The organism is Roseivirga thermotolerans (genome assembly GCF_014653175.1).
In the GTDB taxonomy this organism is placed as follows: domain Bacteria; phylum Bacteroidota; class Bacteroidia; order Cytophagales; family Cyclobacteriaceae; genus Roseivirga; species Roseivirga thermotolerans.
In genome coordinates this window covers 722873-745920 of the sequence record NZ_BNAG01000001.1, presented here as the reverse complement: position 1 = coordinate 745920, position 23048 = coordinate 722873, and the positions used below count along the sequence as shown (strand labels likewise).

General features: G+C 45.0%; 16 protein-coding genes. 3 read left to right on the top strand and 13 right to left on the bottom strand.

The annotated features are described in order from the left end of the window. Position 1 precedes the first annotated feature (1 nt). The 3 genes from IE164_RS03230 to IE164_RS03220 all read right to left on the bottom strand — a co-directional run bounded on the left by IE164_RS03230 (position 2) and on the right by IE164_RS03220 (position 2384). On the bottom strand, positions 2 to 655 hold the full coding sequence (locus tag IE164_RS03230) for an HAD family hydrolase (RefSeq protein WP_189628739.1): 654 nt from the start codon (positions 653 to 655) through the stop codon (positions 2 to 4). Continuing rightward, positions 655 to 1359 (bottom strand): LOG family protein, encoded by a 705-nt coding sequence (locus IE164_RS03225; protein WP_189628738.1) that lies wholly within the window; start codon positions 1357 to 1359, stop codon positions 655 to 657. The genes IE164_RS03230 and IE164_RS03225 overlap by 1 nt, the downstream gene beginning before the upstream one ends. Positions 1360 to 1472: 113 nt before the next feature. Then, positions 1473 to 2384: a TIGR01777 family oxidoreductase gene (locus IE164_RS03220; protein WP_189628737.1), complete on the bottom strand. Its 912-nt coding sequence runs from the start codon at positions 2382 to 2384 to the stop codon at positions 1473 to 1475. A gap of 225 nt (positions 2385 to 2609) precedes the next feature. Here IE164_RS03220 and IE164_RS03215 point away from each other — a divergent pair, with 225 nt between their 5' ends. Then, on the top strand, positions 2610 to 3791 hold the full coding sequence (locus IE164_RS03215; protein WP_189628736.1) for a Gfo/Idh/MocA family protein: 1182 nt from the start codon (positions 2610 to 2612) through the stop codon (positions 3789 to 3791). A gap of 1333 nt (positions 3792 to 5124) precedes the next feature. On the opposite strand, the gene IE164_RS03210 is transcribed toward IE164_RS03215, so the two are convergent. From IE164_RS03210 to IE164_RS03190, 5 genes are all read right to left on the bottom strand, one after another. Next, complete coding sequence (locus tag IE164_RS03210; RefSeq protein ID WP_189628735.1) at positions 5125 to 6459, bottom strand: Gfo/Idh/MocA family protein; 1335 nt, start codon at positions 6457 to 6459, stop codon at positions 5125 to 5127. A 3-nt stretch (positions 6460 to 6462) separates the two neighbouring features. Then, the gene (locus IE164_RS03205) at positions 6463 to 7833 is read right to left on the bottom strand and encodes a 3-keto-disaccharide hydrolase (protein ID WP_189628734.1); all 1371 of its coding nucleotides are present in this window, start codon (positions 7831 to 7833) and stop codon (positions 6463 to 6465) included. Positions 7834 to 7982: 149 nt separating this feature from the next. Next, positions 7983 to 10400 (bottom strand): M56 family metallopeptidase, encoded by a 2418-nt coding sequence (locus tag IE164_RS03200; protein ID WP_189628733.1) that lies wholly within the window; start codon positions 10398 to 10400, stop codon positions 7983 to 7985. Next, positions 10384 to 10761: a BlaI/MecI/CopY family transcriptional regulator gene (locus IE164_RS03195; protein WP_189628732.1), complete on the bottom strand. Its 378-nt coding sequence runs from the start codon at positions 10759 to 10761 to the stop codon at positions 10384 to 10386. Before IE164_RS03195 ends, IE164_RS03200 begins: the two co-directional genes overlap by 17 nt. Before the next feature lie 14 nt (positions 10762 to 10775). Continuing rightward, positions 10776 to 11204, bottom strand: coding sequence for a hypothetical protein (locus tag IE164_RS03190; RefSeq protein WP_189628731.1), 429 nt, complete (start codon positions 11202 to 11204; stop codon positions 10776 to 10778). Positions 11205 to 11418: 214 nt separating this feature from the next. On the opposite strand from IE164_RS03190, the gene IE164_RS03185 reads away from it, so the two are divergent. Then, positions 11419 to 13884, top strand: a complete 2466-nt coding sequence (locus IE164_RS03185; protein WP_189628730.1) for a S9 family peptidase — start codon at positions 11419 to 11421, stop codon at positions 13882 to 13884. Positions 13885 to 14087: 203 nt separating this feature from the next. After that, positions 14088 to 14690 carry a hypothetical protein gene (locus IE164_RS03180; RefSeq protein ID WP_189628729.1) on the top strand — a complete coding sequence of 201 codons (603 nt, stop codon included), beginning with the start codon at positions 14088 to 14090 and terminating at the stop codon, positions 14688 to 14690. 20 nt (positions 14691 to 14710) lie between these two features. On the opposite strand, the gene IE164_RS03175 is transcribed toward IE164_RS03180, so the two are convergent. The 5 genes from IE164_RS03175 to IE164_RS03155 all read right to left on the bottom strand — a co-directional run bounded on the left by IE164_RS03175 (position 14711) and on the right by IE164_RS03155 (position 23004). Next, entirely contained in the window at positions 14711 to 15619 is a 909-nt protein-coding gene (locus IE164_RS03175; RefSeq protein WP_189628728.1) for an ROK family protein, read from the bottom strand. Between the two features lie 230 nt (positions 15620 to 15849). Beyond that, positions 15850 to 17793: an alpha-amylase family protein gene (locus tag IE164_RS03170; protein ID WP_189628727.1), complete on the bottom strand. Its 1944-nt coding sequence runs from the start codon at positions 17791 to 17793 to the stop codon at positions 15850 to 15852. Between the two features lie 133 nt (positions 17794 to 17926). Further along, positions 17927 to 19627, bottom strand: a complete 1701-nt coding sequence (locus tag IE164_RS03165; protein WP_189628726.1) for a sodium:solute symporter — start codon at positions 19625 to 19627, stop codon at positions 17927 to 17929. A 234-nt stretch (positions 19628 to 19861) separates the two neighbouring features. After that, on the bottom strand, positions 19862 to 21193 hold the full coding sequence (locus IE164_RS03160; protein WP_189628725.1) for a vanadium-dependent haloperoxidase: 1332 nt from the start codon (positions 21191 to 21193) through the stop codon (positions 19862 to 19864). Between the two features lie 146 nt (positions 21194 to 21339). Beyond that, positions 21340 to 23004, bottom strand: a complete 1665-nt coding sequence (locus IE164_RS03155) for an amidase (RefSeq protein WP_189628724.1) — start codon at positions 23002 to 23004, stop codon at positions 21340 to 21342. Positions 23005 to 23048: the final 44 nt, after the last annotated feature.

Sequence of the window (23048 nt, the reverse complement as noted above, 5' to 3'; positions counted from 1 at the left end):
TTTAAACTTGTTGTAGCAGCTTTTGCAGTTCTTCGTGGTTTGATACCAACTGTTCGGCCCCAAGGGCTTTTAGCTTTGCTCCATGGCCATTGCGCACATGGCTGCCGCCCAAAAAACCAATTGTGCGCAGGCCTGCTGCCACCGAGGCACTCACTCCGGCCACACTATCTTCAACCACTACCACTTCGCTGGGCTTTAGCCCCAACTTTTGTAGGGCCAATAAATAAACGGCAGGGTCTGGTTTTCCTTTGGCTACCAACTCGGCCGAAAACACGCGTTGTCCGAATACTGCTTCGGCACCTAACATTTCAATGGCTTCCAGCACGTAGTCTGTAGCACTATTGGAAACCATACTTGCCTGAAGCGGAACGCTGGCCAGCATTTCTTCGACACCTGAAATAGGTCTCATGTTAGCCCTTATTTCGGTGTCCATGGCGGCCACGGCTTTCTTAATTTCCAACGGAGGTGCTAGCTTACCGGAGTCCACCAAAAGTGCTAGAATATCGCTAAACGTTTTTCCGGTAAACTGATGGATAAACGTTTCGGTATCTATGACTACACCTTGCTGATTGAGCCATCGGGTGACTACTTCTGCGGCTACAATTTCCGTGTCAATGAGTACACCGTCACAATCGAAAAGAATGTGTTTGGTCATTAGAAATTTGGAGACAGCAAGTACTTAGAATAGAACTCATCGATTACCCGCACAGCATCTGTTGGGGTTTCCACAATGTTAATCAGATTGAGATCTTCAGGGCTAATGTTTCCCGCTTTTAGCATGGTGCCTTTAATCCAGTCGAACAAGCCTCCCCAAAACTCTTCTCCCACCAAAACAATGGGAAAGCGCCCAATTTTATTGGTTTGTATCAGCGTAACGGCTTCGAAAAGTTCATCGAGCGTACCAAAGCCTCCTGGCATTACAATAAAACCCTGGGAGTACTTTACAAACATGACTTTTCTTACAAAGAAGTAATCGAACGAAATCAGCTTGTCCGGATCTATATACATATTGTTGCCTTGTTCGTGAGGCAGTTCTATGTTGAGCCCTACTGACTTACCCTTCTCACTTTTAGCTCCTTTGTTTCCGGCTTCCATTATACCGGGTCCGCCACCGGTGATTACCCCGTAGCCATGGCGCACCAACTTGGCGGCTATTTCCTCGGCCATTTTGTAGTACGGGTTGTCTGATTTGGTTCTGGCCGATCCGAAAATGGATACACAGGGGCCAATTTTGGCCAGTTTTTCGAAACCTTCGACCATTTCGGCCATTACTTTAAAAATTACCCAGGAATCGTGGGTTTTTATCTCGTTCCAGTCGCGGTCTTTAAAGGCCTGCTTAATTTTATCTTCGTTTGTCATTGTGTTCTTGTTTTAGTTAAAAATAGATGAAAGCCTCCCAATAAACGAAGGCAACCCCTCAAGGTTTTTTTAATTTACGCTGAAATTAGTTGGCATTGGCTCTTTTTAATGCTTTAACCTTTCTCCTTACTCCTCAGGTTTTGCAGGGCTTGCTCTAGTTTTGGAAAACTAAAATCGAAACCTTCTTTCATGATTTTTTCACAGCTCACCCGGTTACCTCCCAACACCATACCGGCCATTTCTCCCAACATTAGCTTTAAAATAAGGCCGGGTACGGGAATGGGTACAAAGGTTTTTCCAAAAACTCTGGCTGCGGCCCGGGTCAATTCTTTGTTGCTGGCAGGTCGGGGCGCCACGGCATTGTATGTGCCTATGAGTGCCTCATTTTCCAGGGCAAAGACGAACATTCTGCAAAGATCTTCCATATGAATCCAGCTCATGTATTGGCTGCCCTTGCCCAATGGAGCCGCTACAGGGGGCTTGAGGATTTCTACCAACGCTCCTCCTTTTTCGCTCAAAACCACACCTATGCGCAACTGAAGCAACCGAATGTTCAGGTCGGTGATTTTGGCTGTTGAGGTTTCCCAGGCATCTGTCACATGGGCTAAAAAATCGTGGCCAACCGGAGCCGTTTCTTTAAGAATACTGCTGCCGGTATCCATTCCGTAAAACCCTATGGCCGATGCCGAAATAAAGGTTTTTACCTGATGTGGCCGCTCCTTGAGCATGTTGTAAAGTAAAAAAGAGGTTTTGGTTCGGCTGTTGTATATCTCTTCCTTTCGCTCGTTGGTCCATCGTTTGTCGGCCACTCCGGCCCCGGCCAAATGAATAATAGCTTCAACGCCCTCTAATGCACCCTCTTCCAGGTAATTGTTGTTATAGTCCCATTCAAAAACAGGATATGGTTTGCCGGTATCTTTGCTACGGCTGAGCACTGCAACCTCATGACCATTTTGCTGAAGCAAGGGAATAAGGTGGGAGCCAACCAGCCCGGTACCTCCGGTAATCAGAACTTTTTTTCCCATAGCTTTAAAAGTAGGGAAACCCTGAAATTGTTGCACAAATAATGACAAGTCAATTAAAAAGGATTTGCTTTCCCCGGCCTTACATTTCTCTTATATTAAGCTTTGCTTGGGTTGAGAAGAGCATGCCATTTCATTAGTGTCTCGCATATCGCATGAAATTGCGGGTGCCAGCATGTTCTTTTCATCTACTATGTATTCGATAAACAGCTTATTGCCTATTAACTCATGGACAGACGAAAATTTATTGCAACCGGTGGAGCGGCCTCTTTGGGGCTTGCACTGGCCGGTTCCTCGGTAGGAGCATATACTATGCGCAACAAAATAAATGTGGGAGTAATTGGTACCGGAGACCGCGGCACCGGGCTTATGTCTTTGCTCAGGCAAGTGCCTGATATGGAAGTTGTGGCCTGCTCTGATCTGTTGCCTTTCCGATTGGAAAATGCCTTGAAGATGGCTCCTAAGGCTAAAGGCTACGCGGATTATAAAGCATTGTTGGATAGGAAAGATGTAGATGCCGTGCTGGTTGCCGTTCCTTTTGGCGTGCACACGCAAGTGGTCTTGGACGCGCTAGATGCAGGCAAGCATATTTACTGTGAAAAAACCATGATTCGCGGCTACAGCGACATAAAAAAGGTAGCTGCTAAAGTCAGGGCTTCTAATAAAATCTTCCAAACTGGCCATCAATACCACAGCTCGCGCCTGTATACACATCTGGTGGAAAAAATTCAAAATGGGTTGGTTGGAGAAATAACGGCCATTGAGTGCCAGTGGAATAGAAATGGCGACTGGCGCAGACCTGTTCCCGATCCGAAGTTTGAGCGCATTATTAATTGGCGCATGTATAAAGAATGGTCTGGAGGCTTGGTGGCGGAACTTTGCTCTCATCAGATAGATTTTGCCAATTGGTTGCTGAAAGAAACGCCAAGCCGTGTCATGGGTTCGGGAGGAATTGATTACTGGAAAGATGGTAGAGAAACCTTCGATAATGTACACTTGATTGTGGATTACCCAAGTGGAGTAAAGGCCAAATACACCTGCACCACCATCAATTCTTTGGGAGATTATCAGATCAAAGTATTGGGTAAGAAGGGAACTGTTCAGATAGATTATGACAAGGCGTGGTTTTTTGCTGAACCCAACGAACCGAAACAGTATGGTAATGTGGACGGAGTTTCAGGGGCAACCATTAAAGCGTATGACAACAGACCGGGCTATCAATTTAATCTGGACCATAAAGACCCAACTTTACAGGCTTTGCTCGATTTTCAGGAGGCCATAGTTACCGGAGAAGAGCCTCTTTCTAATGTGGTTACTGGTGGGCATGCGGCTATGGTGGTGCAAATGGCCCTCGATGCCATCCACAATAATAAGATTGTGAGCTGGAAGGATGAGTATACTTTGGGGTGATTTGCTTTTAGTAAATTGAAATAAACGTCCTTTGGGTACTTCTTCCAGAAAAGCAGGATTGCCCAGTTAGCGCCTAGAATTTCATCCCGACTTTTAGGAGGGATCAGTCAAGCATTCTCGCCTAACAGATCCCTCGGCTTCGCTCGGGATGTAAAGAGAAATTATAGGTGTTTAAACTACGGGCTTCCAGCCTTTTGCCATCTTCACCGGTACTGGCTAAAGCCTAATGAGCAAGGCCAGCTTTTTATTTTGAGTGAAACCGAATCCATTCCCTTTCCATACTGAGCGAAGCCGAAGCATCTGCATAAACATTCTAAGCTGACGGATACTTCCACCATAGCCTGAATAGGAATGAAGCAGTGTCTATCAAAGTCCTCTATGAGAGACTTTGATGGGGCACTAGAAGCATCTGTCCAACCTTACGCCAGTCTTGGTGTCCACACCAAGGCATTAACAGGCGAATCGGTGTCCTCACCGATTCCGGCCAGGGTTTAGTGCGTAAAGTCATCTTTCTATTCTAAGCAAGGCCAAAACCGCTCCCTTTCCATGCTGAGCGAAGCCGAAGCATCTGCATAAACATTCTAAGCTGACAGATACTTCCACATAGCCTAGATTGGAATGAAGCCGGGTTCATCAAAGTCCTCCATGAGAGACTTTGATGGGACACTAGAAGCATCTGTCTAACCTAATGCCAGCCTTGGTGTCCTCACCAAGACATTGACAGGCGAATCGGTTTAGACACCGATTCCGGCCAGGGCTTAGTGAGTCAAGTCATCTTTCTATGCTGAACAAAACCAGAGCCACTCCCTTTCCATACTGAGCGAAGCCGAAGTATCTGTCCAAACGTTCTAAGCTGACGGATACTTCCACCATAGCCTGGATAGGAATGAAGCAGTGTCTATCAAAGTCCTCTATGAGAGACTTTGATGGGGCACTAGAAGCATCTGTCTAACCTAATGCCAGTCTTGGTGTCCTCACTAAGGCATTAACAGGCGAATCGGTGTCCTCACCGATTCCGGCCAGAGCTTAGTGAGTCAAGTCATCTTTCTATGCTGAACAAAACCAGAGCCACTCCCTTTCCATACTGAGCGAAGCCGAAGTATCTGTCCAAACGTTCTAAGCTGACGGATACTTCTGCCATAGTCGGGATGGGAATGAAGCAGTGTCTATCAAAGTCCTCTATGAGAGACTTTGATGGGGGCACTAGAAGCATCTGTCTAACCTTACGCCAGTCTTGGTGTCCTCACCAAGACATTGACAGGCGAATCGGTGAGGACACCGATTCCGGCTAGAGGCTATTGAGCAGGGTTAGCTTGTGTCGAGATCTTGAGAATTACATCACAGGCTTCCAGCCTTTTTCGTATTCCCTTCCCCATAAACTCATGGCTTGTTTATTTTTCGGCTTGCCATTGGAGCTATCAATTTCCAGTGTTCCATCAAACCTTTGAGCCATATTGCCCAAATGACACATTAGAGTACTTTTATGGGCTTCATTGGCCGGGGAGTTGATAGTTTGACTTTTGGTTATGGCGTCCAGAAAATTCTTCATGTGGTAGCCGTCTAAACCGCCAATACCTACCAGGTCGGTAGAGGCAGATTTTTCTTCTTCCCTTGCTGATGCAATGAGTTTTCCATCCTTGTTGTATATCTCAAAACCGTCACGGTCTACAATGGCAGAGCCTTCGGTTCCGTAAATAGCGGTGCCTCGCCCTCTGTTATGAATTAATGGAAAGGTTCTGCAGCTCCTGCCTTCCCAGGTAATCATTTTGTCTTTTCCGTAATAAAAGCTTGCCAATTGGGTATCGTAAAACTCCCAGTCGTCCTGAAAGGCAAATCGCCCGCCTTGAGAGATCACTTTGTCCGGGAAGTCCACTCCGAGCATCCACCGGGCAATGTCCAGTTCATGCAAGCCGTTGTTGTTGATTTCGCCCGTACCCCAATGCCAAAACCAATGCCAGTGGTAGTGCACATAATTGTCTTTGTAGTCTTTCCTTGGTGCTGGTCCCTGCCATAGTTCCCAATTGAGCCATTCGGGTACGTTTATCTTCTTACCAGTGCCTATGGACCCACGATTGTTGGAGTACCAGGCTTTGGCATAGTACGGACGGCCAATGGTACCTTTGTCTATTTCTTTTTTAAGGGCTACGGAGGTAGGAGCCGAACGCTGCTGATTTCCTATTTGGAGCACTTTGCCTGTTTTTGCCTGCACCTGAACCAGCCATTCACCTTCCTGCGGATTATGACTGAATGGCTTTTCCAGATATACATGCTTTCCGGCATTCATTGCCATAATGGCCATTGGAGCGTGCCAGTGATCTGGTGTGGCAATGGTTACGGCATCTATGTCTTTGTTTTCGAGCAGTTTTCGAATGTCTGAGTATAGGGTAACACTTTTAGATTCCAGCGATTCATGACTTTGGAATGCTTTGGCAAATGTTCTGTTGTCTACATCGCAAAGTGCTATAATCTCCATTTTTGAAGGGTATTTGGCTGCAGCGGCAATGTGGGCATTACCTCTGCTGTTTATACCTGCGGTGGCCGTGAGCACCTTTTCGTTGGCGCCTAATATTCTCGAATAGCTGTAAGCAGGCATACTGAATGCTAAACCTGCCAATGCCGATTTCCTGATAAACTCCCTTCGGGTTTCTGTTTTAAGGCTCTTTTCCATGACTTAAAGTTCTCTGATTTTAATACTCCTGAACTTTACGGCATTGCCGTGGTCTTGCAATAAAATGTGGCCTTTTGGCCATTGCCCAAAACCTTTCCAGTCTTTGTACTTGCTATAAGCTACAAGGGCTCGGAACATTTGTGAGAACCGATCGTACTCTACTACCTTTTCGTTGTTGAGCCAGTGTTCCACTTTTCCGTTTTTAGAGACTATGCGCAGGTTGTTCCATACATTGAGGCCTTTGAACTGTTTTCCGCGACCGGGAATGGAAAGGTTTTCAGGAGCTATGAGATCGTAAAGAGCTCCCAGGGTACGGTTGCCATTTACTCCCATTTTGGCATCAGGGTGTCGTTGGTCATCAAGCAACTGAAATTCGCAGCCAATGGCCGAACCGGTTCCCTGATTAAGCTGAGGGTCTACAAAGTATTTGACTCCACTATTGGCTCCTTCTGTGAGCATAAACTGAAGTTCCAGCTCAAAATTGGCAAATTGGTCTACAGTAATAATGTCTCCACCTGCGGCTGATTCTGCTCCACCTGTTTCGGCTACTGAGAGCTCACCGTTTTCCATATTCCAGCCACTGGTGGGGAAATGATCAAGTTTGGCTCCTCTCCAGCCTGCTGAGGTCTTGCCATCCCATAGAAGACGCCAACCTTCTCTTTTTTCTCTGTCGCTTAGTTGGTTGATCAAGTAGCTGAGCTGAGGCACTGAGGGGTCGGTTTCTCGGGTATAGTTTTGCGGATTTTTGGTAAGAATGCGCATGTTTTTCCATTTCACATGTTTGCCGGCATCTTGCTCGGCCACGCTATGTACCTGCAAGCCGATGAAACCACTGCCTGTCATATCGTCAACCAGGTCAGCACACTGAATACCGTTGATCCAGGTTTTGATTGAAGGGCCGATGGCTTCTATTCTCACCCGGTTCCACACGCCATTTTTAAAAGCATTGTGTGCTTTGGGGTTTCTGGAAATGGGGTACATCCATAGCCTGCGGGCTTCATCGTAAATACCACCTGAAAAGGCCCTAGGGCTCGGGTCTATTTCTACCTGATAGCCATGGACACGACCATTTTGGTAGCTTTCTATACTGTGGCTTCGTATTTGAACCCCGGTGTTGATGGCGGGGTCTACCCAAATGTCGAATTCCAGAATAAAATCGCTGTATTCTTGTCGGGTAACCAGAAATGTGTTGGGAGTATTTTTTTGAGTGGTACCGGTAATAATACCGTTTTGTAGCTCATAAGTGCCGTTGCCTCCGAGCTTTTTCCAGTTGTTGAGGTTGTCGCCAATTAGGTTTTGCCATTCTTGGGCACAGGCCAAATGTGCCAGCAGAAGCAGCAAAGCCACAAGGGCGGTTTGCCGTTTGTTTTTCATGGTTTTTATTGAAAAGGTAAATGCAGCCAGCTTAAAAATTAGCGCGTTGGCTGACTGCACCTTCAATATAGAAAATCAAGGCAATAGTTGACAGGCAAAAATGGATTGAGAGAAGGAGGTATTAGGAAAGCCGCACAAGGCGGCTTGGTTTAGTTCTTTGCATTAACTCTTAGCAAGACATCAACTCCACTTAGTTGCTCTTTGGAGTAGTGGCTTTCCATTTCCTTATTCTTAAGTAATTCTATCGTCTTGATTTCGTAAAGCTTGTCTTTCTTCAGGCTCTCCAAGGTCCAACCTTTCTCAATATTACCCCCATATTCAATCAATACTCCCTTAGAGCGACTTAATCTTTCAAGGATGTAGAAATCATACATTACCTCACGCAGGGAATCATCATTGAAAAAGTATTTACTGTTATCGGGACTTATGGAAATGGCATGGAAAGGAGCGTTTTCATCTTGATTTGTATAAATTCTAATCATGCTTTCGTAACCCTTTAACTCTTCCTTAGAATAGAATTTATACAAACTATTTCCGCTCAATACTTCAATGCTTTGAGCATTTTCAAGGTTTAGATCGTCTAAGCTTTTTCCCTTCAGAAGTTTACCATTCAATTCAATAACTGGCTTTCCTTTAATATACTTTAATGTTGTCTTGGAATCGGAGCCATTAGTTACTATTCGAATAATTCCATTATAACCCTCAAGATTTTCTCTAGAATGGATGGAATACATAGACTCCCCCGAAATAACACTGATTTGCTTGACATTATTTAGATTGATGTCATTAAGTTGAAGGTCACTCCTTAGCTCGCCATTGAGTTCAATTATGGGTCGGGCTGTCAGATTTTTTTCAAATTCTGACTTAATTTTTTGTTGTTCCGCTTTGTCAAACTCATGCTGAGCTTGGTGATTTTGCTCCAACGCTTTCTCAATATTTGATATATCGCTCATTATGGCTTTCAGCTCCGTAACCCTTACTTTATAGTCGTTAATTTGTTGTATTTGTGATGCGGTGAGTTCACTTCCTAATTTTTCTAGTAGCTCAATCTTTGCTAGATATTCTTGATGCTCTAAGGCCAGCATTTCATACGATTGAGACTTAAGAACATACTCGCTGGATTTGGCACTTTGCTCACCGTGCTCTGTCTCTTTAAGTTTTCTCAGTAATTCCTCCTCCTTTTTCCTCAGTTCATTTTGTATTTGTTCAATCTTAGCCTCTACAGCACCTCTAGGTAAAGCAAATCCGAGTTTTAGAAGCTTAGCGTAGGCTATCTTATAATTGGAGAGTTCAGACCTTTTTAACTCTTTACCACTCTTTGTTATCTGCAATACCTCGCCTTGCTCATCGAATTCGAAACTGAAGTCATTGGGATTATTGACCAATTCCAAAATAGCTTTGGAAACAGCAGTGCTGTCATTATCCTGTATTTGAGTATCCAGATCAATTAGGATAGGCTTTGCAGGCCAGGTAGGATCTGACTTTTCAATTTGTGGGTTCAAATCGATCTGCACTTCACTTAGGGCACTGCTGTTCTCCTTCTTTTCGATTTTGGGTTTAATATCTTGAACACTCATTAAGCCAAATGCGACCAGCAATAGGGCTATGGTAAAAATGGCGCTCAGCCAATTGGGTTGTTGTTTTGAATTCATCATAATGTTAATGCGTTTAAGGACCTGATTCTTTGAGTTTCCCGCGAAGGCAAGGCCGGGTTGGTTCATGCTGAAAGCTTGAACCTTAGCCAGAGCCTTGATCATGGGGAGTTTCTTTTCTGAATATTTAAGCGCCAATTCATCAGTGGCGTATTCGCGTTCATTGTCAAGCTGGCTTTTCATCCACCAATAGGCAGGGTGATAGAAAAACACTATTTGTAAAACGTTGATAATGATGTTGATAACAAAATCATTTCTCTTTAAATGAGCCAATTCATGGTAAAGAATGGCCTCCACTTCTTCTGTCGAAAGACCTTCTATTAATCCTATAGGAAAGAGAACAGTTGGCCGGGAAAAGCCCAAAATTACCGGACTTTTAATCCATGAACTAGACTTAATTTGAAGGGGTTTCTTGATGCCTAAAACCAGCTTAATATTACAAATAAGGCTGTTTATGGAGGTTTCTTCGAGTGGAAATGCCTTGGTTAGAAGTCTCTTCATCCAGATGAATGAGCCCAATACTTTAAGAAGAAAGAAGGCCATTCCAACAATCCAGATTACAGCTATGGTAGGGGCATTTTCCTTAATCCATAAAACGGTAGAAGAGCTTTGTGGATTTTGAGCAAAAGCTTGAAAGTCAGAGATAATGTTAGGAGAAAAACGGATTTCTGAAGCGATTATAGTGCCTGAGTTTTCCACAGGGCTTGCCGGCCAGAAAAAGTATAGATTGCCTGCTAGTAAAACTGGTAAGGCTAGTATGCCCATTAGTACAAGGGTATATCGGGTTTTTGCCTTTTTATTTCTTAAGGATACCAACCCTAGTAAAACAACGAATAGCAGGGCAGCTCCCTGCCAAAGCGAATGAACCAGTCCAAGGCCAATGGCCTCCAGTATGTTACTATTGATTTCCATCATGCTCCAACTTCTGAATGAGTGCTTTTATTTCTTCCAATTCTCTGGCGGATGCCTTGCCCGATCCCAGTGCGCTGAGAACAAGTTTACTGGCTGAGCCTCCAAATGCGGTGTTCAACAGTTTGTCTAGCATTTGCTCCTGAATATCTTGAGCCTTGATCTTAGCGGAGTATATATGAGAACGACTGCTTTCATCTCTTTCAACTAGCCCTTTCTGGGTCATAATCTGCATAAGTTTCAAAGTAGTTGTGTAGCCAACTTCTTTTTGCTCATTGATCTTTTTGTTGACTTCACGCACACTACTAGGGCCATTTGTCCATAGTATGTTGAGAATTTCCAGCTCGCTTTCAGTAGGTTTAATCATGTTCTTTGTTGGTTCTAATCACGTTTTATGTAGCATATGAGCGCACCCATACCCAAGCCCCGGGCCAGCCGGTTGGGATGATTTTTTTGCACGTCTATTTCCACCACCAGAATGTTTTCCGGTGAAGGTTCCGGCAAAAAGGGAGTATTCTTTTTTAATAGTTGCACTTTGAGTTTTGTAGGAGTAGACTCCATTACCTCGTACACGGTCTCTTGTATCTCACCAAATTCATCAATAATCTGTCGGTAGAAGGCTACGTGTTTGCTTCGGTCGGTAATACCTGCTTTTAATTCTTCAGAAAACCAACGGTCAATAAAGGTGTTAATGGCTTTATCGCTTCCCTGGTTTTGCGTAGCAATCCAGTCTTTCAATATTTGATTTTTACTGTCAGTTTGCTGCCAGATGGGGTTCATCAATAAGAATAGCCAGACTACGATCTTCATACTACGATTTATTTCGTAGAACAATTATATACGAATGGTTTCGTATTTCAAAAATAATTACGAAGTATTTCGTACAAACCTGATCACATAGTATTGCTCAAGAGTCTTTGGTGGCTGTTGCGCCTTTCATACCTAAGAAATGTAGCTCTGTGGATTTAATCTGTGCTTTATGCTAAGCCTTACTAAATTGACTAACAGAATCAAGCAAACCACCATGAGAAAGTACATAAAAACATTATCGGGAATTGGCCTGTTGGCTTTTTTCCTTTTGCTGCAAAGCCCTGACGCTAAGGGTCAAAATGGTTATCAGCGTCCTCCGGAGGCTATCGCTAAACTTATTGATGCACCTGCTACTCCGGCAGTGAGCATCGATTCGAAGGCACAATGGATGCTCTTGATGGAACGACCGGGCTACCCCAGCATTGAAGAGGTGGCAGCTCCAGAGTTGCGCATAGGAGGCACGCGCATTAACCCGGCCACCAATGGAAGGAGCAGACAAAACCCACTGACCGGTTTAAGCCTAAAGAACATTGCTACTGGCGAAACTTACAGTTTTGCCAATATGCCCGCAAACCCGGCCATTAGCAACGTGTCGTGGTCGCCAAATGAGAAAAAGATTGCCTTTACCCATACCGTTGAAAACGGCATTGAACTCTGGGTGGCCGATTTGGAAAGCCGTAGTGCCAGAAGACTCACAGCTCCCATTGTGAACAATGCCTATGTATCGGCTTTTGAGTGGATGCCTGACAACCAGTCGCTTATGGTAAGCACCATAGTGGAAGGTAGAGGTGAAGCTCCTCGCCAACCCCGTGCGCCTAAAGGGCCGGTAATTCAGGAAACAGCCGGAGCAGAGGCAGCCTCAAGAACCTATCAGGATTTGCTCGAGAATGCCTATGACGAACAGCTTTTTGAGTACTACACCACCGTGCAGCTCCAACGTATCGATCTGAACGGGAAATCTTCTAAAGTGGGCCAGCCGGCTATTATTAAAAGCTTCGACATATCTCCGAATGGAGAGTATATGCTGGTAGAAACCATACAAAAACCTTTTTCTTACTTAGTTCCGGCTTCCAGATTTCCCTTCAACTATGAGGTTTGGAGTGCCAACGGTAACAATAAAAAAGTATTGGCCCAAATTCCTTTAGATGAGGTTAGGCCAAAGGGTTTTGATGCCACGCGCAAAGGGATGCGCAGTGTGAACTGGCGAGCCGATAAGCCGGCTACCCTTTACTGGGCAGAAGCCAATGATGGTGGAGACCCCAATCTGGAAGTGCAAGAGCGAGATATTGTGTACATGCAATCGGCACCATTTAATGGCAAGCCAACCAAGCTGGCCAGCACCTCACTGCGGTATGGTGGTATTGTTTGGGGCGATGAGAACCGCGCCTGGTTGAATGAACAGTGGTGGGCCAACCGAATGGAAAAGAGCACCATCATAGACCCTTCTAAACCCGGCCAGCCGGGCCATGTAATTATTGAGCGTGCGACAACCGACCGATACAATGATCCGGGCAATCCAATGACTGTGAAAAACCAGTATGGCCGCAATGTGTTGAAGTTAGATAAAGACGATGTTTTTATGACCAGCGTGGGTGGTTCACCGGAAGGAGACCGTCCTTTTTTAAGTCGGTTTAACCTCAAGACCAAAAAACAGGAAATACTCTTCCGTTCAGAAGCCCCATATTATGAAAGACCAATCGATATTATTTCGGAGAAGGCCGATCGGATTATAACCATTCGCGAGTCGCAAGATGAACCGGAGAACTACTTTATTCGAGATTTAAAGAAAGGCACACTCACTGCCATAACCGACTTCCCTCATCCGCAGCCCGAAATGATGGCAGTGAATAAGGAAATTATTAAGTACAAGCGAAAAGATGGAGTAGACCTTACGGCAGTGCTTTATACCCCTGCCGGTTATGACAAAGACAAAGACGGACCGCTGCCTGTGCTCATGTGGGCCTATCCCCGCGAATATAAATCAGTAGCTACAGCCGCACAGGTAAGAGGCACGCCCTATTCCTTTACACGAGTGAGTTCTGGTTCGCCAATCTTCTGGGTTTTGAGAGGTTATGCGGTAATGGCCGACACGGAGTTTCCCATTATTGGAGAAGGCGATAAAGAGCCCAACGATACCTTCCGCGAGCAGCTGGTAATGAATGCCGAAGCGGCCATTGATGCGGTGGTAGAAATGGGTGTTGGCGATCGAAACCGAATAGGGGTTGGAGGCCATAGCTATGGTGCCTTTATGACGGCTAACCTATTGGCTCACTCCGACCTCTTTGCAGCAGGAATAGCCCGAAGTGGTGCATATAACCGAACCCTCACGCCTTTTGGTTTTCAGCGCGAAGAGCGAAGCTACTGGGAGGCTCCGGAACTTTATAATTACATGTCGCCATTTATGCATGCCGACAAGGTTAACGAACCATTGTTGCTCATTCATGGAGAAGCAGATAACAACTCGGGTACTTTCCCAATTCAGAGTATTCGTTTCTACAATGCTATTAAGGGTCATGGAGGCACTGCTCGTTTGGTGATGCTGCCGGCTGAGAGCCATGGCTATGCTGCCAAAGAGTCTATTCTGCACATGTTGTGGGAGATGGATTCCTGGCTGGAAGAACATGTAAAGAATGCTACCACTAAGCCCGAAGGAGCTAAGATTGATACAAAGGATAGATAGTTGACGTAAGCACTAAGATGTTTAAGGCCGTTAGCCCTTCAAGGGCTGACGGCCTTTTTTGATTTTTAAGTATGCCATCCCTCCAAGGGATAGCATACTTGTAATATCATCTAATTTTGGATTCTTATTTTTAATTTGATTAGTGTCTTTGATTTGATTTAGGGAACCGCTTAACTTATACACTAGATACAATAGAAGGAGATATGAACTTTAGAAAAGTACTCATAGTCTTAGTTTTGATGGTACCAGGTCTTGCCTTTTGTCAAAAGACGAAAGTCAATAAAAAGTATACTATTGGGGTCAATGTTACTGTCTCTTTTACACCCCTTTTTGATGAGGATCGAAATACATCGCAGACAAATAAATTGTTTGAACAGATTTTTTCGGCAACATTCAATGTTTGTTGTCAACAGGAAATTGAATCTAAACTTCAAAATGAACCAAGCTTGAATGAGTTAGCAAGAAACTATTTATATATCGATTTGTCGAAAACTGTTGATACTCAAGCTAATCTTTTTGAGAATATAAGCGAAGTTCAACGACTCGAGTTAAAAAGCGGATTCAAGAATACAGACTTGATAATTATTCGCTCCCCGATAAGGAGAAAGGAGGTTTCTAAACTAAACGGTTCTGGAAGTATAACTTTATCAGGGAGCGTTACAGTATTTGACCTTAGAACAGGGGAATTTGTAATTCACATTTCAAATGACATTAAGAAAAAATTTGAGAAAATGTCTGATTCTGAGCAGCCATTTGAAGAACTCATCGATTCATTTTACAATGAGATAATCAAAATGCTAAATTAAAATAAGTCCTTTGATTTTGGTCATTCACAAAGAAACGCTGCGCCAAATACCCCCGCACTATCTCCTAGTTTTGGTTTGACAATCTTAGTGTCCATTCTTGGATTAAAAACATATTTGGCCGCCTCTTCCACGCCTCGTGTATAGAGCTCATCTACATTGCCAACGCCACCTCCTAAAACTATAACATCAGGGTCTAACACATTGATAATGGTTGAAATACCCAAGCCAAAGAAATGAACCAACCTATCCAGGGTTTTGACAGCATTGTGGTCTTCACCGCTTCGGGCAGCCGGAAGAATTTCCTTCAGCCTTTTGCGAGTGCCGGTTTGCTGCTCATAAAAATCTTCTAAACCTGTACCTGAGATGATTTTTTCGGTACAACCGGATTTGCCACAATAGCAAGGACCACCGGAAGCATCGAGGAAATTGTGTCCCCATTCACCCCCAATACCTTGCTTGCCGTTGATTACCTGGCCATTAACCACAACGCCACCGCCACAGCCGGTACCCATAATTACCCCAAAAACGACTTTGGCTTCTGGGTCCACGTCTGGAACAGCTCCCATTAATGTTTCGGCCAGAGCAAAACAATTGGCATCATTGGCCATTCTTGTTGGGATTCCTAAAAGGGCTTCCAAATCCTTCTTGAAAGGTTTATGATTGAGGTTTTGTGAGTTGCTATTCTTCATTAAACCGGTAGGAGGGTCTATGGCTCCGGGAGTTCCAATACCTATAATGGTGGGTTTTTCTCCAACCTCTGTGGCTAAGTCATCTATCAGCCTTTTGATGTTGTTGAGCACGTGCTCATAGCCTTTGTCGGCTTCAGTATTAATTCTTTTTCGGACAATTGGTGTTGGATCGTTTTTCGATTTAAGTACTGCCCCTTCAATTTTGGTTCCTCCCAAATCTATTCCCCAGAGTTTCGTCATGGTTTTATAATTCTTACCTTAAAATAAGTGTTTGGTCACAAAGTCTTGCAATGATTCGAATGTGGCACTTCTTTTAATCAAAAACACAGTGAAGATTAAGGACGATTGGGCTGAGCTTCACCACCCCTTATTTTCCCTTTTACAGCAAGTCCATGCTTTACTTCCTTGTTTTACCTCCTGAAACCCTTTGTGCATACAGGAGCAATGACTCATCATTAGTTTTTTGAGGTTTAGCCATTGGTAAGCCAGTATAGTTGATAGGGTTCAAAGTGCAGCCTCCCTTCTTCGATCAACAACTGGTTGCCACTAAGCCGATCTTTCATACCAAAGGGATTAACCATTGTTTGCGGGAAAACTAAGTGGGAGTAAACATATTGGCCATCGTCTTTAAAATTGGCAATAACCACGGTGCTTTTTCCTTTCCAGCTTCTTTCAAAAGCAAAAACATGTTCGTTGGAAGTTTCAATGAGTCTAAAGTTGTTATGATCTCCAAACTCATCGATGGACTTTCTTAGGGCAATCATGTGTTGAAGGGTTCGGAAGACTTGTGCCTGGGGTGTATCAGGCTTCTTGCGTTTTTCGGCTAACGCCCAATCCATTTTGGGACGATGCACCCAGCGGTTGTCATCTTTTTTGGATTCGTCTTCCAAAAAGGAATAGTCGTTGAGCATGGCTATTTCATCGCCAGAATAAATAACCGGAATGCCACCATACGAAAGAATAATGCCATGTAGTAGGTTAATGCGGGCAATGGCTCTTTTTACCCCTAATTCATTACCTTCTTGAAGGGCCTGCTCCAAACCGGCCAATGAGGCCATGCTACCTGAAATTCTGGCATCGTCTGTTTTAGGGTTATACATAAAAGGCAAGCCCTTGGCAAACGAACCCTCAAAGTCTCCGGTAAAGAACCGTGTTAAAAACTTCCGATGTGCGGCAGGGTCGTATTCTGATTCGGCAATGTGGCGGTCTTCAAAGCCCATGCCTATGTCGTCATGACAGCGTACATAGTTCACCCATGTAGTGCCTTTGGGTTTTTTGGGCTTGTCGCGCAGGCTGGCCTTCATTACTCGGGTGTTTCGTGTGGCAAGAGAGTTCCATAGTAAAGCCATTAGTGTGGCATTGTAGGCCATGTCGTGTTCATTGCTCCATACATTGCTGGTGCCAAAGTACTTTACAATTTCTTCAGGGCTCACTATTGCCTCGGCCAAAAAAGCGACTCCCGGAGCTACCACCTGACTACAGAGCTTAAAAAGCTGGTGCACTATATGAGCCTGCGGCAAGTTTTGGCAACTGGTGCCCATCTGTTTCCATACAAAGGCCACGGCATCCATCCTAAAGATATCCACCCCCATATTAGCCTGAAACAACACATTGTCGAGCATTTCCACGAACACATAAGGGTTAGAATAGTTGAGATCCCACTGGTATTCGTTGAATACGGTCATTACCCAACAGTTCATTTCTTTGTTGAAAGTAAAGTTGCCAGGAGCACTTTCCGGAAAAACCTCGGGCATGGCCTGCTCATAGAGTAGCGAAATGGTACGATCTCTAAACGTATGGTAGAAGTTTTGGTAAAAGCGGTCTCCAGCCTTGGCTTTTACGGCCCACTCGTGTTCATCCGAAGTATGGTTTACCACAAAATCGAGCATTAAGAGTTTGTTGCTCTGCTTAAGTTTTTTGGCCACCTCCACCAAATCGTCATTGGTACCAAACCGGGCATTTACCTGCCGATAATTGCTTACAGCATAACCACCATCATTTTTTACTTTAGGGCTATCGAAGAGGGGCATCAGATGAAGCATGTTAACCCCCAGCTCTTCTAAGTAATCCATCTTTTCCAGTAATCCCTTTAAATCATTGTTGAAGCGATCTACATACAGCATCATGGATGTGGTCTCCTGGTTGCAAAACCAACCGGGGTTAGCTTCGCGATGAGCATCACTTTCCAGTAAGTGCTTGGGCCGGGCTTTGTAGGCGGCCAACATTTTCTGCAACAGTAGTTCCAAAGCCGGTTCGAAGGAAGGGTGCTGGCCATAGAGCTGCTCGAAGCGACTGTAAATGTCCGAAAACAGCGCGATTAACCGCTGTTCAAAGGGTGTTCTTAGGCCATTCTCTTTGCCAAAAACCTTTGTTTCCAAGGCCTTGAGAGTAATATGGGCAGTAGGGTTGTACATAGGCAGAATAGCTTTGCCATAGAGGCGGCCAAAAGTATTTTAATATTTATGTTCCTTCACCATAAACCGGTTTAATTGCTGCAACCGATACCACGAAGAGAGGGAGCAATTGGGCATGTTGCTCCCTCTTTCTTTAGGCAAACCAAATCACTATTATGGCTGTGGCAATAAGCAACAGTACAGAAAGTGTTCGGTAGTTCTTATACCAGGGCAAATGTGCCAGTTCTTTAGTTTCTTCTTTATAAATCTGAGAGGTCCAAATCATCTCGCTCACTTTTTGAGCATCGGGTGGAGTTGTGGCCAGGCTTATTCCTACGTTAAGCACTATGGCTATGGCAAAAAGCACTGGTACCACATAGAGAAAGTGCACCCCGGTGGCATCGGTACTAATGCCTTCATACTTAGAGAAACAGTAGATGATCCAGCCAATTACCAATAAATAGGAGAGTACGAGGCTCCAGAACCCTCCTTGCGCGTTGGCTCTCCGATAGAAAAGTCCTACTACAAAAGCAGCCACAATGGGTGGAGATATAAAACCAAGAATTTGTTGCAGATAGGTCCAGAGCGACTGAAAGCTCTCGATCATGGGAGCCCAGGCCGCGGCTAAAACCACCAACACACAGGTGGCTATCTGCCCGGCCCGTACCAGTTGTTTAGAGCTCATATTGGGCCTTAGCTTTTGGGTAAAATCCATGGTAATGAGTGTGGAGGCCGAGTTGAGCGTGGCCGAAATACTTGACGACATGGCGGCAAGGAGCCCGGCAATAACCAACCCAAGAATACCGGTGGGTAGTAATTTATAAATCAACACAGGGTATGTCATATTGGGGCAGTCACTCAGGTTCTCGCAAGTAGCAAACCCACCTTCGGTAGGTATCTGGTAATTGAGAAAACTTATGTCCATGTCTTTGAAAAGTAGAATGGCCAATACTCCGGGAATTACCATTATAAATAATACAGGAAGTTTGAGAAGCCCTGCAAATAGAGCTCCCCAACGGCCGTGGTTCAGGTCTTTGGCCGATAGTACCCGCTGTACCATAAACTGATTGTTGGCCCAAAAATAAAAGCCCAGTAAGGGTACACCGAGCACCAGCCCAAGCCAGGGCATGGCTTCATCGGAATTGGGTCTTATGAGGCTTAAAACTTCATCGGAATTTTTTTCTAACAGGCCACCGGCATGCAAATTATTGAGGCCGTCAATCATCTTTTGCCATCCACCTACCTGATCGAAGGCATAGTATGTAACCAGAAAGGAACCAAAAACTAGAAGTATGGCCTGAATAACTTCGGTATGAACCACGGACGATAGGCCTCCGGGAATAGTATAGGCAGCGGCAGCAACCGCCAGAAAGGCAATAATCATCCAGGAAGGATAGTCAGGAAAAATAATTTTTAAAATGAGGTTGCCGGCATATAAACCGGAGGCGGTATCGATAATAACGTTGCCCACTATGGTGATACCCGAAAAAAGGTAGCGGGTTCGCGTGTCGTATCTGCGCTCCAAAAACTCGGGCATGGTATACACGCGAGACTTTAGGTAAAAGGGCAGAAAGAACAGTCCGAAAATTACCAGCACCACGGCTGCCATCCATTCGTAGTTATATACTGCCACATTGGTCTGAAAGGCATCGGAGGTGAGTCCAATTAGGGTGTTGGATCCTATATTGGCTGCAAAAAGTGAAATGCCCACAATGGGCCAGGCCATATTTCTTCCTGCCAGAAAATAGTCTTCTGAGCTTTCTTGTTTACCTTTTCGAATACCATAGATCACAATGCCTACGAGGTAAACGGCTATGATGATTTTATCCCATAGCTCTAATCCAATACTTTCCATACAATCACTGGTTTTGACCCGACCCACCGAAAAGCAAAACCGGTCAATCAGAGTCAGTAGCCTGACGAAGCAACATGCTGTTATTCAAGCAACTATAAGTATAAGCACATAGGGGCTAAAATCATAGAAAGGAGGGGTAAAGTTGAAGGTAAAAAAAGAAGCTGTCTCAAAGCTCGCATTGGGTAATGTACACAAGGCTTTAAGACAGCTTGCCAGATAGGGGTCGCTATTGAATTATTCGTTATTCTCGGCCAGTGCTTCGTTTCTTAGTTTAAGCTTGTCCACCACATAGTCGCCAAGCTTTCTGCCCTGAGTCACACCGTTTTCAATGGCCGGCATGTAGTGAATACCTCCATACAGGCGACTAATGGCTGCCTCTTCAGAAGCATCGAAGAAGGAGTCGAATTCTCTCACGGTGAGTCCGTATTTTACTTCCGTATCATCTCTGAAAGAGAAGTTGTCGCCAAAAATAGATGTAAGGGCTGTGGCGGCCGCATTGCTTATAACGGAGTGTCCGCTGGTGTACTCCGGAAATGGAGGCGTCTGCAAAAGGGGTACCCATTCTTCATCAATGTACTTGTTAATTACCGTTTCCGGCCTGATCAGGTTGGAGCGAAACTTTTCGTCCCAACAGCTTATAAAGCCATCGGCAAGAGCTATGGAAGTGAGCGCATAAGCTTCGGCTGTTTTCATGGGGTCGGTTTCTGCCTTTTTACAGGCAATCTTTACAATGCCAATCCAGTGACCACCGGGAGTAATTTTTTTAGTGGCCGCCATTACATGGCCTGTTACATTCATTACGTATGGGTTACAATCCCAGAAAGATGCAATTTCCTTTTGTTCCTGACTCAGGTTTTTACCCACTTCATATACTTCCATCACTTCTTTGTAGAAGGGGCTGTTCTTTTCCATGTTGAAAGCAGTGGGCCTCTCCGGTACAAATTGAGTAGATGAGTCTATGGCAAACGGACGAATCTTAGTCCAGTGAGGTTCAATGGCTTCAAAATAGCCCGGAGGTGTTGGCTGCCAACGGGTGGGGTCGTTGGTTACGGTAAATTTTGGATAGGTACGTGTTTGTTTGTACATATCACCATCGGCCCACTCTAAAATATGTTTTGCTACCTGACCACCATAGGCCAAAGAAGCTTCAAAGTATTGCTTGTTTACTCCCTTTTTAAGCTCTTTATAAAGTTCTTCGCGGTAGGCATCCATATCGGCTTCTGAGAATATTAGGGCCGTACCAATTTTAATAAAAGCCTCCAGGGCCGCCAGTTCGTAAGAAATTTCTTCCGTTGGCCGGGGTATTGGAGTAAGCTCGGTCAACTGTCCGGCCAGGGGGTTATAGCTGGGGTTGTTTTGCGCCAGAACTTCATACATGGCAATGCTCGGGTAAGCATAAATTCTACTGGCCACCGGAGGAGAGAATATATCGTGGACAATTATCTCAGAGAGCTTGTCCATGGTCTGATGATACACATCGGACTCTATGTTTACTTCCTTAACTCCGTTATCACAGGCAAGCACTGCCAGCGAGCAAGCAAGTACTATCAAAAAATACTTTTTCATCACACAATCCTTTCTTTAGGATTACAAATGTTATGAGTATCAGGGACATGTTCAAGTGAAATCGTCAATAAAGCGACCTATTTGTCTGCCGATTCATTAATTCCCTCAAAACCTGTCAATTATATGTGCTCTTATGGCTCAAAAAGCTATTGCTGCCCGCCAAAAAACAACGGAGGTTTCTTTTCTTCAAAAGAAGTGAGTTCCTGATAGTGTTGCGCTAGCTGCAAAATGGTTTGTTCCTGATACAACTGGCCAATGAAGGTCATACTGGTGGGGCGGCCTTTTTCATCGAAACCGGTTGGCAGAGTAATTACCGGGTGCCCTGTAAGATTGGTAATGAGCATTTGCCGGCTACGAAAGGTAGGTGCCAGAATAACATCATAACCTTCCAAAAGCTTATGAATATGGTCAATCAGTTGTCGCCTCACTCGGTTGGCCTGCAGGTATTCTACGGCCGGAATAAAACGTGATTGCCTCAGGGAATTGGCCCTTGAGCCGGAGTGTTGCTCCACCATGTCGTTTACTTTGCCACTACGCACCAGCTCGTCAAAAAAAGCACCTGACTCGGCTCTCAGAATAATATCGAAAACAGCGTAGGGGAAGTCGGTTGGTAAAGAGAGAGTATCGAAGGATTGCCCCAGGTCTTTTTCAAGCACACTAAGTGCCTGGAGCATATTATGGCCGTTAGCGCTTTCATCGTTCTTCAGATCGCTCATTAAAACAGCAATTTTCAGATCCTTTACAGATGGCCCGGGGGTGTCTAGCGGAATGGTATTGGTGCTGGGGTCTAAGGGGTCGAAACCATAGATGGCCGAGAGAACAATTTGGCAGTCTTTAGCACTACGGGCAATGGGCCCGACTTTATCCATAGACCAACTGAGGCTCATAACTCCATGGCGGCTTATTCTTCCATAAGTAGGGCGCAGGCCGGTTACGCCATTGCGGGCTGCGGGCGAAGTTATGGAGCCCAGAGTTTCGGTGCCCAGGCTAAAGGCCACCAGCCCGGCAGCAGTGGCCGAACCCGACCCGGCAGAAGAACCACTGGCACCTTGCGATAAGTCCCAGGGGTTTTTGGTCTTTCCCCCAAACCACACATCTCCCCGTGCCAAAGAACCTGAAACCAGCTTTGCTATAAGCACAGCACCTTGTTCTTCCATTTTTTTTACAACCGTGGCTGTATAGTCGAATTGCTGGTTGCGGTATGGTTCGGCACCCCAGGTGGTGGGGTAGCCGTCAACGGTCATCAGGTCTTTTACTCCATAGGGAATACCGTGCAAAATACCACGATACTTACCGGCTGCTATTTCTGCATCGGCCTTGCGAGCCTGGGCCAGGGCCAATTCGCGGGTAACGGTAATTACGCTTTGCAGCTGGCCATCGAATTGTTCTATACGCTTTAAGTATATGCTGGTGAGCCGTTCAGAGCTTAATTGTCTGCTTTTTATAAGAGAGGCTAGTTCGCTTATACTCATAAAAGCAATTTCTTCTTCCGTGGGGGGCAGAGCTATGTTTTGGGGTATCTCAAAGGCGAGCCTTCTTTGTTCTCCCTCAGGAGCCATAAAACCCGATGGGTGTGGGTCGAAGGCTACGGCCGGAAATGTTTCATTTTCAATAGTGAACTCGCGCATTTCCATATAGCCGCGTTTGTTTCGCCCCAAATAGTCATACATGGTGTTTAAGCCGTCTCCTTCAAAGGTTAAGCCGTAAAGTTTTTGGGCGGCCTTTATATCGCGTTTATGAAAACCATATTCAGTGGGTTTGCAGCTTAGCGCCAGTAGTGTGGCCAGAAGTAGTGCGCAAAGGTTCTTCATGAGATAGAAAGTGTTGAGCTTTCAATCTCCGCATTTTCGATTAA

Bases quoted from the DNA above. Each gene is read 5' to 3' on its own strand.
- IE164_RS03230 (WP_189628739.1), bottom strand. From the start codon at position 655: ATGACCAAACACATTCTTTTCGATTGTGACGGTGTACTCATTGACACG.
- IE164_RS03225 (WP_189628738.1), bottom strand. From the start codon at position 1,359: ATGACAAACGAAGATAAAATTAAGCAGGCCTTTAAAGACCGCGACTGG.
- IE164_RS03220 (WP_189628737.1), bottom strand. From the start codon at position 2,384: ATGGGAAAAAAAGTTCTGATTACCGGAGGTACCGGGCTGGTTGGCTCC.
- IE164_RS03215 (WP_189628736.1), top strand. From the start codon at position 2,610: ATGGACAGACGAAAATTTATTGCAACCGGTGGAGCGGCCTCTTTGGGG.
- IE164_RS03210 (WP_189628735.1), bottom strand. From the start codon at position 6,459: ATGGAAAAGAGCCTTAAAACAGAAACCCGAAGGGAGTTTATCAGGAAA.
- IE164_RS03205 (WP_189628734.1), bottom strand. From the start codon at position 7,833: ATGAAAAACAAACGGCAAACCGCCCTTGTGGCTTTGCTGCTTCTGCTG.
- IE164_RS03200 (WP_189628733.1), bottom strand. From the start codon at position 10,400: ATGATGGAAATCAATAGTAACATACTGGAGGCCATTGGCCTTGGACTG.
- IE164_RS03195 (WP_189628732.1), bottom strand. From the start codon at position 10,761: ATGATTAAACCTACTGAAAGCGAGCTGGAAATTCTCAACATACTATGG.
- IE164_RS03190 (WP_189628731.1), bottom strand. From the start codon at position 11,204: ATGAAGATCGTAGTCTGGCTATTCTTATTGATGAACCCCATCTGGCAG.
- IE164_RS03185 (WP_189628730.1), top strand. From the start codon at position 11,419: ATGAGAAAGTACATAAAAACATTATCGGGAATTGGCCTGTTGGCTTTT.
- IE164_RS03180 (WP_189628729.1), top strand. From the start codon at position 14,088: ATGAACTTTAGAAAAGTACTCATAGTCTTAGTTTTGATGGTACCAGGT.
- IE164_RS03175 (WP_189628728.1), bottom strand. From the start codon at position 15,619: ATGACGAAACTCTGGGGAATAGATTTGGGAGGAACCAAAATTGAAGGG.
- IE164_RS03170 (WP_189628727.1), bottom strand. From the start codon at position 17,793: ATGTACAACCCTACTGCCCATATTACTCTCAAGGCCTTGGAAACAAAG.
- IE164_RS03165 (WP_189628726.1), bottom strand. From the start codon at position 19,627: ATGGAAAGTATTGGATTAGAGCTATGGGATAAAATCATCATAGCCGTT.
- IE164_RS03160 (WP_189628725.1), bottom strand. From the start codon at position 21,193: ATGAAAAAGTATTTTTTGATAGTACTTGCTTGCTCGCTGGCAGTGCTT.
- IE164_RS03155 (WP_189628724.1), bottom strand. From the start codon at position 23,004: ATGAAGAACCTTTGCGCACTACTTCTGGCCACACTACTGGCGCTAAGC.